Source organism: Streptomyces sp. SID12501, from assembly GCF_010550245.1.
Taxonomy (GTDB): domain Bacteria; phylum Actinomycetota; class Actinomycetes; order Streptomycetales; family Streptomycetaceae; genus Streptomyces.
Genome location: NZ_JAAGLU010000775.1, coordinates 1 through 423 on the forward strand (window position 1 = coordinate 1; position 423 = coordinate 423).

Consider the following 423-nt stretch of genomic DNA (forward strand, 5'->3'; position numbering starts at 1 on the left):
TGGCTTCCAGTCCGAACAGGTGGTCCAGGAGATCGGCTACGACGACGACGTCGATCAGGATTTCCGTGACGCCGTTGAGAAGCACGTCAGCGAACTCGTCGATGAGGATTACGACGACGAGGTCGACGCCGTGATCCCGGCCGGCTTGAGCAGCGGCGCCCACGGCGGGCAGCACCGTGCTCGCCAGATACCCCAGGCACTGCTCGGCAGCGCGTAGCTGCTGGGTGAGCCTTTCCGCATGGTTCTGCAGACGGCTTGTCCTGCGCGCCTGGTGATGGTGCTTCTGCCAGAAGTGCCACGCGGTCCCTGCGACGGCCAGCATCAGCACCAAGGTGACGGCCAGTACTAGGTGATTCATCAGGTCCTCACGGAAGTAGGGGATACCGCTGGGGCCGCAGGCGGGCTTTGCGCCCCGTTCCGCCG

Annotated in this window: 1 pseudogene; it reads left to right on the forward strand. The window is 65.0% G+C overall.

The features are described 5' to 3' along the window. Window positions 1-136 (forward strand): annotated as a pseudogene (locus tag G3I71_RS52105) (DUF3052 family protein); the annotation flags it as partial. Window positions 137-423: the final 287 nt, after the last annotated feature.